The sequence below is a fragment of the Neobacillus drentensis genome (genome assembly GCF_036966985.1).
In the GTDB taxonomy this organism is placed as follows: Bacteria; Bacillota; Bacilli; order Bacillales; family Cytobacillaceae; genus Neobacillus; species Neobacillus drentensis_E.
The window spans coordinates 1-6,946 of the sequence record NZ_JBALSN010000158.1; the positions used below are offsets into that span (position 1 = coordinate 1).

At 39.8% G+C, this 6,946-nt stretch carries 10 protein-coding genes; 6 read left to right on the top strand and 4 right to left on the bottom strand.

Features of this window, described 5'->3' with window-relative positions:
• On the top strand, nucleotides 1-421 hold a 421-nt coding region (gene ytkD / locus V7659_RS10870; protein WP_335540046.1), incomplete at its 5' end, for an RNA deprotection pyrophosphohydrolase.
• 11 nt (nucleotides 422-432) lie between these two features.
• On the opposite strand, the gene V7659_RS10875 is transcribed toward ytkD, so the two are convergent.
• Genes V7659_RS10875 through V7659_RS10885 form a run of 3 tightly spaced genes read right to left on the bottom strand, consistent with a single transcriptional unit; the run spans nucleotide 433 to nucleotide 3,033 of the window.
• Nucleotides 433-1,239, bottom strand: a complete 807-nt coding sequence (locus V7659_RS10875; protein WP_335540047.1) for an ABC transporter permease — start codon at nucleotides 1,237-1,239, stop codon at nucleotides 433-435.
• Nucleotides 1,220-1,996 (bottom strand): ABC transporter ATP-binding protein, encoded by a 777-nt coding sequence (locus V7659_RS10880; RefSeq protein ID WP_335540048.1) that lies wholly within the window; start codon nucleotides 1,994-1,996, stop codon nucleotides 1,220-1,222. The genes V7659_RS10875 and V7659_RS10880 overlap by 20 nt, the downstream gene beginning before the upstream one ends.
• A gap of 20 nt (nucleotides 1,997-2,016) precedes the next feature.
• On the bottom strand, nucleotides 2,017-3,033 hold the full coding sequence (locus V7659_RS10885; RefSeq protein ID WP_335540049.1) for an ABC transporter substrate-binding protein: 1,017 nt from the start codon (nucleotides 3,031-3,033) through the stop codon (nucleotides 2,017-2,019).
• Between the two features lie 122 nt (nucleotides 3,034-3,155).
• Between V7659_RS10885 and V7659_RS10890 the strand changes: the two genes are divergently transcribed.
• From V7659_RS10890 to V7659_RS10910, 5 genes are all read left to right on the top strand, one after another.
• The gene (locus tag V7659_RS10890) at nucleotides 3,156-3,950 is read left to right on the top strand and encodes an alpha/beta hydrolase family protein (RefSeq protein WP_335540050.1); all 795 of its coding nucleotides are present in this window, start codon (nucleotides 3,156-3,158) and stop codon (nucleotides 3,948-3,950) included.
• 41 nt (nucleotides 3,951-3,991) lie between these two features.
• Complete coding sequence (locus tag V7659_RS10895; protein ID WP_283875529.1) at nucleotides 3,992-4,234, top strand: DUF2584 domain-containing protein; 243 nt, start codon at nucleotides 3,992-3,994, stop codon at nucleotides 4,232-4,234.
• 265 nt (nucleotides 4,235-4,499) lie between these two features.
• Nucleotides 4,500-5,024: an RNA polymerase sigma factor gene (locus V7659_RS10900; protein ID WP_335540051.1), complete on the top strand. Its 525-nt coding sequence runs from the start codon at nucleotides 4,500-4,502 to the stop codon at nucleotides 5,022-5,024.
• Complete coding sequence (locus V7659_RS10905) at nucleotides 5,005-5,460, top strand: hypothetical protein (RefSeq protein ID WP_335540052.1); 456 nt, start codon at nucleotides 5,005-5,007, stop codon at nucleotides 5,458-5,460. The genes V7659_RS10900 and V7659_RS10905 overlap by 20 nt, the downstream gene beginning before the upstream one ends.
• A gap of 11 nt (nucleotides 5,461-5,471) precedes the next feature.
• Entirely contained in the window at nucleotides 5,472-5,957 is a 486-nt protein-coding gene (locus V7659_RS10910) for a hypothetical protein (RefSeq protein WP_335540053.1), read from the top strand.
• A gap of 34 nt (nucleotides 5,958-5,991) precedes the next feature.
• Here the strand turns inward: V7659_RS10910 and V7659_RS10915 are convergent.
• Nucleotides 5,992-6,946 (bottom strand): phosphoenolpyruvate carboxykinase (ATP) (locus V7659_RS10915; RefSeq protein WP_335540054.1); only part of this gene is annotated, 955 nt, incomplete at its 5' end.

The window sequence follows — 6,946 nt, forward strand, 5'->3', positions numbered from 1 at the left end:
TTTTCAAGAGAAAGCAAAACATGTGTTAGTCATTTGCCAACAGGGGGATGAGTGGCTTTTGACGAACCATAAAAAAAGGGGACTTGAATTTCCAGGAGGAAAAAGTGAATCTGGGGAGTCACTCGAAGAGGCAGCAAGACGAGAAGTATTTGAAGAAACAGGTGCAATATTAGCTGAACTACGATTCTTGGCTGAGTACAAAATTTCTGAACCTAACAGGTCATTTGTAAAAATCGTCTTTTGGGGGAAAGTTAAAAGGATAGAGAAAACGTCTGGTTACTACGAAACCAATGGTCCCGTGCTAGTTCATGGTGATATTTTATCGCAGCGATTTGGAGATACATACAGCTTTATAATGAAAGATCAGGTTGTAGAGCAATGTGTGAAACTCATACAAAAGTTAAAAAGTGAAATGGAATAGCAGAGAGGCTGCTATTCCTTGATAAGTTTTTTCTCGAGTAATTCTACGAGTTGGTACATAATAGTGGCAAATACGGCAATAATCAAGAGTGATAAGAAAACGAGGGTGAAATTAAATACTTGGAAGCCATAAATGATCATGTAGCCCAGCCCTCTCGAGGACACAAGGAATTCCCCAACAATAACACCGACCCATGATAAGCCGACATTTACCTTTAAGGTAGATATAATCGTAGGAAAACTAGCAGGGAGAATCGCTTCCTTGAAGCATTGCAAACGGGTGGCTCCAAATGTTTGGAGTACCTTTAGATAATTCGGATCTACCTCTTTGAATGAGGTATAAACAACGATCGTGGTAATGATAATCGAGATAATCGCACCCATGGCAATTATTGACGGATATCCTGGCCCAAGTGCTACAATTAAAATCGGTCCTAATGCGACTTTGGGCATGGCATTTAAGATGACTAGATAAGGATCCAGCACCCTTGAAATCATTGGTGACCACCAAAGAATAGCCGCTAATATCGTACCAAGAAGTGTGCCAAGAATAAATCCTAGGACAGTTTCTGTTAAGGTCACCCCAATATGGTTGACTAATGTTCCATCGTTAATCTTTTCCAGAAGCAGGTTCCAAATTTTCGACGGAGAACTAAAAAGAAGCGGGTCAATCCACTGTTTTTGACTAGAAAATTCCCAACTAGAAAAAAAGACGACAAAAATAATTGCTTGATAAAATCTAACCCATCTTTTTTCCACCTTTAACGATTGAATATAGTTTCTATGGAGGAGTTCTAGCTTATTCTTTTTCTCGCTCAAGAGACTCCAACTCCTTCCATATGGTTTGAAAGATGTTTGAAAATGCTTCATGATTTCTTGCTTCAAACGGGGAGATTTTTCTTAGTTCATCGGGCATTGTAAATATTTTATAAATCCTGCCTGGACTTGGTGAAAGCAAATAGACACGGTCACTCATAGCAATTGCTTCACCAATATCATGTGTCACGAGAATGGCGGTTTTGCCAAAGTCATCTAATGTTCGTGAGACTAGGTCTTCAAGTTTCAATTTCGTTTGATAATCGAGAGCTGAAAAGGGCTCATCAAGCATTAGCAGTTTTGGTTCTGTTGCGAGGGTTCGGACAAGCGCTACCCGCTGCCTCATCCCACCAGATAACTGTCTAGGCAGTTGTTTTTCCACACCGCTTAATCCGATTTGCTCTAAGAGGTTAAGGGCCATCGTTCTTGTTTTGTCATTCAACTGTTTCGATAATTTCAGACCTAACAGGATATTCTCTTCAATCGTTTTCCATGGAAACAAATAATCTTGCTGGAGCATATAACCGATTTGGTTTTTGGCGGTAGTTACAGGCTTATTCTCTAACAAAACAGTACCTTGTGTTGGTTTAAGCAAACTAGAGATAATGGAAAGCAGAGTCGTCTTACCACAGCCGCTAGGGCCGAGAAGGGAGACAAACTCTCCCTCCTCAACGGTTAATGAAATATCGGAGAGGGCCGTGGCAGCAGAGGCTTTAGTAAAATAGGTGTGATGAATATTTTGAACGGACAAAAAACTCATGGAAACGGCCTCCCTTTCCTTTATTCGTTAATAATCTTTTCAGCTACCTTTGTGTTTACAATTGTTTTATGATCTACTTCTTTTGGAAGTTCTCCCGCTTCATTCATGATGTTCTGAAGATTATCCCATTCGGCCTGGTCGAGGATTGGATCTGTGGCAAAGGAACCTTGACTTTTATAGCGATCCACAACGGTGGTCATAATGGCTAAGTCTGTGTCTGGGAAAAATGATTCGACCGCTTTGGCAATTTCTTCGGCACTATGGGATTCTACCCACTGTTGTGCTTTGTAAATAGCCCTAGTAAACTTTTCGATGGTTTCTTTATTTTCATTCATATAGCTTTCCTTGGACATAAAAGTGGTATATGGAACATGCCCAGATTCTTTCCCGAAGGATGCAACAATATGACCTTTGCCTTCTTTTTCGAAAATACTCGCAGTTGGTTCAAATAATTGCACAAATTCGCCCGTTCCAGAGGCAAAAGCATTGGCAATATTGGCAAAATCGATGTTTTGGATTAAGTTCAAATCATTATGTGGATCTATGCCATGCTTCTTTAAAACAAACTCGCCAACCATTTGAGGCATGCCGCCTTTACGTTGTCCTAAGAAGGTTTTTCCTTTTAAGAGATCCCAAGAGAAATTATCTATTTTTTCTCTAGAAACGAGGAATGTACCATCTGTCTGAGTTAATTGGGCAAAATTAATGACCGGATCATTTGCGCCTTGCGCGTAAACATAAATCGAGGTTTCCGATCCAACAAGAGCAACGTCAGCTCCTCCGGAAATTAATGTAGTCATGGTTTTGTCGCCGCCTGGTGTTGTTGTCAGCGTCACATCTAAGCCTTCTGCCTTGAAAAATCCTTTTGCTAGAGCAACATACTGCGGAGCATAGAATATGGACCTAGTAACTTCAGCGATACGAACTTTTTCAAGCTTCTTCGTTTCATTTTTTGTGGTGCTATTACAAGCGGCTAGTGAAAACATAAGTATAGTGATGAGAAGCAAGGAGAAACTGAATTTTAATGATTTTTTCATGAAACAAGCCTCCTTATATTTTAATGAATCTGGGCTAATAACCTAAGATATCGTATGAAGTGGAAAAAAATGTGTGAATGCCTATGTGTTATAAATTTTACAAAAAGAGGAAAGATGTGTAGATGAACCATAACCATGAAGGGGAAATCGTTGAGATGATGCGGTTTCCTTCTCCAAATCCAACAGTTGAATTAAAGGTCATCACCTACCTTTCCAATGGATTGAGAGTCAAAGGAATGTTGGCGGAACCTATTGGAAAAGGTGAGTATGATGGTTTCCTTTATTTACGCGGTGGCATCAAAAATGTAGGCAAAGTTCGACCAGCAAGGATTGCCCAGTTTGCCGCTGAGGGTTTCATAGTTTTCGCGCCTTATTATCGTGGCAATCAAGGCGGTGAGGGCAATGAGGATTTTGCCGGAGACGACCGGGAAGATGCATTTGCGGCCTTTTGGCTGTTAAAATCTTTGCCGAGGGTTCTGGATATACATATTTTTGGGTTCTCGCGTGGTGGAGTGATGGCGCTTTTGACTGGTATCAAGTTCCCTGAGACAGCGTCTGTAGTCACTTGGGGAGGAGTTAGTGATATGTCCCTTACCTATATGGAACGGAAGGATTTACGAAGAATGATGAAACGAGTGATTGGCGGGACACCACAAAAATATCCAGAACGTTATCATGATAGAACCCCTCTATATACCTTAGAGAAACTGACAGCTCCAGTCCTAATTATCCATGGTGTAAACGACGGTAATGTCTCAGTGGAGCACGCCTATCGCCTAGAAAGAAGGCTGAGAGAATTAGAAAAGCCAGTCGATTGTTGGTATTTTAGGGAGTATACACATTACTTCCCACCAGAAATAAATAGAAAAGTCGTTTCGGATTTATCAAAGTGGATGAAAAGTCAGCGTAAAAGATGATAATATATAGATAAAAACAAGCAGAGGAGCGGATTTAAGATATGGGTATGCCTCTTGAGTTAAATACGATGATCGTGACAAAAGGAAGAGAGAAACGAGTAGAGGAAAATGTCTTTACATTAGAAAAAGAAGGGTACAGGCTTTATCCCATCGAAATTCCGATTGATGTAAGAAAAACAATAGATAGTGATTCAAGTGGTACAGCAGTCATTAAAAAAGTCGAGCTGCAGAATAACAGCACGACCATCACTTATCAATTAATTTCATTAAATTCAACAAACTAAGCAGGGGTTTTGCACCCTGCTTTTTCTTTTTGAAAGGCTGTGTTAAAGGTTATGTTGATTTTGGAACCCTGTTGACCTTCGTTCCAGGCACGAAGACTCCTGCGGGAGNNCGCCCGCGGAAAGCGAAGTGCCTGGAGCGGAAATCAACTGACTAGTTTAACACAGCCTTTTGAAAAAAAATATTATTAATGTGTAATAAACTTTCGATACATACGTCTTATTAGTAGATTTATTAGGATTAAGGTTTTTGGGAAGAGGGATTGGATTGGAACGCGGCCATCAAATAGAGAAATGGTTTATTCAATATGAGCAGGATGTTACCAATTATCTAGTTTATTATACAGGTTCGGTGGATGTTGAGGATTTGGTTCAAGAGACCTTTTTACGGGCATTAAGAGCCTTAAGTCAATTCAAAAATGATTCAAGCCCGAAAACATGGCTGATATCAATTGCAAGAAATACTGAGATAGACTTTTACCGAAAGAAATCTGTTTGGAACAGACTTAAACAGATTTTAGATTATGAATCCCCTAAGCTTCATGAACAAGATACAGGGGAAAAAATTGTTAGGAAAATGGAATATGCTTATTTGTATGAAGCTATTAATGAGTTAAAGCCCAATTATCGTGATGTGATTTTATTAAGAGGTATTGCAGAACTTTCATCCCAAGAAGCAGGTCAAGTCCTTGGCTGGACGGAGAATAAAGTGAATGTTACTTTTTTTCGGGCAGTGAGAAAACTAAATGAGCGCTTAAAGGAGGGGGAGTATTTTGAGTCAATTAAAGGATAAAGAATTACTGGATATAATGGCCGATTTTCCAAAGCATGAGTTAACAACAAAGCAGAGAACCACTTTGCTTAAAGCTATTAGTGAGGCAGGCTCTCAGAAACAAAGCAGGCGATTTAATTTTCAAAGACTAGCAGCAATAGCGGCTGTGTTTTTGTTGGTTATAATTGCTCCAATCCTTTATTTCACAAGCCAAGGTGACGATTTAAGCAATTCGGGGTCTGTAAAGACAGAAGTTGTAAAAAAGGGCGAGTTTTTTGCTTTAATGGATAAGAGTGGCACCCCATATTATCCTGATAGCAATTTTGGTATACCGAACAAAGTTAGCCTGCTAGCTCCACTTGAGTGGATCGCGAAGGACCAAAGGAGTGTTTCTAAAATAGCGGTCTATTTATGGGGAGACTATGATAAGGATTTTGCCAATAAACCTTTAACATAACGGCAACCCATGTGAAAACAGGAGTAAAAGAACATCTTGCAACAACCGTAATATCAGGGGGGATGTATGGGGCGGATGGTCATGCCATGACAAGTTTTAAACCATTTACTTTTTCTGGTGAATATAACCTTGAATTTATGGCCGGCAATAAAAAGGTCGGTGAATTTTCAATTTATGTAATGGAGCCTTATATCACGATAGGTGATTCCACTCTAATGATTTCCCAAGAAGTTTTATACGCAGGTTTCTATGAAGATACTGCTATGGAGGTAGAGGGGGAAAACCTTCCACCTGAAATTGAATTAGAGATATATGACTTGGAAAATGCAGATGTATCAACCTTTACCTTTAAAGATAAGACTGATTACACCACCACTGATGGAAAAAAGATTTCCATTTATAAGGGAGATTTCGACCTGAAAAAAAGCGGTAAATATCGGTTTACTATATTAAATAAATCAGAAACGGTCGAAGTAAGAAAGCCCATATCGAAATGATATGGGCTTTTAGAATATAGAGGGGGCTTTTCGCTTACGCAATTGGTCCGCCTTTTTGTTCTATTTCTACTGAGACGTTCGTGAATTTTTTGAAGTTTTCTCGGAACTGTGTTGCTAATTCTTCTGCCTTCTTCTCATAAGCAAACGGATCAGACCATGTTTTACTAGGTTGAAGGACTTCATCTGGTACTCCAGCAATATGAAGAGGAATATTTAAGCCGAAAATTTTATCTTTGGTTGTTTCTACATGATTTAGTTCCCCTTCAAGCGCCGCCTGGATCATAGCACGGGTATAGGAAAGTTTCATCCGATTACCGACTCCATATTCACCGCCGGTCCAGCCTGTATTCACAAGAAATACATTCGCATTGTGCTCAAGAATCTTTTCACCTAACATTTCTGCATATCGAGTTGCAGGCAGCGGCAAGAATGGTGCACCAAAGCAGGTAGAGAAGGTAGCTTGTGGTGAGGTTATTCCACGCTCTGTTCCGGCTAGTTTTGAAGTATAACCACTTAAAAAATGATACATTGCTTGTTCCTTAGTTAGTTTTGAAATAGGAGGCAATACACCAAAAGCGTCAGCAGTCAAGAAAATGATTGTGTTTGGATGACCGGCAATACTTGGCTGAACAATATTATCAATTGCATGAATCGGATAAGCGGCACGTGTATTTTCTGTTAATGTGCCATCATCATAATCAGGTATTCTGGATTCCTGATTCAAAGTAACATTTTCTAATACCGTTCCAAAGCGGATCGCATCAAAAATTTGTGGCTCTTTTTCACGAGAAAGATTAATACATTTTGCATAGCAGCCTCCCTCGATATTAAAGACACCAGTAGATGACCAGCCGTGCTCATCATCACCAATTAATCGACGATTTGGATCCGCTGATAAGGTGGTTTTTCCTGTTCCGGATAAGCCAAAGAATAATGCAACATCGCCTTCAAGGCCAACATTTGCAGAACAGTGCATGGAAAAAATATTA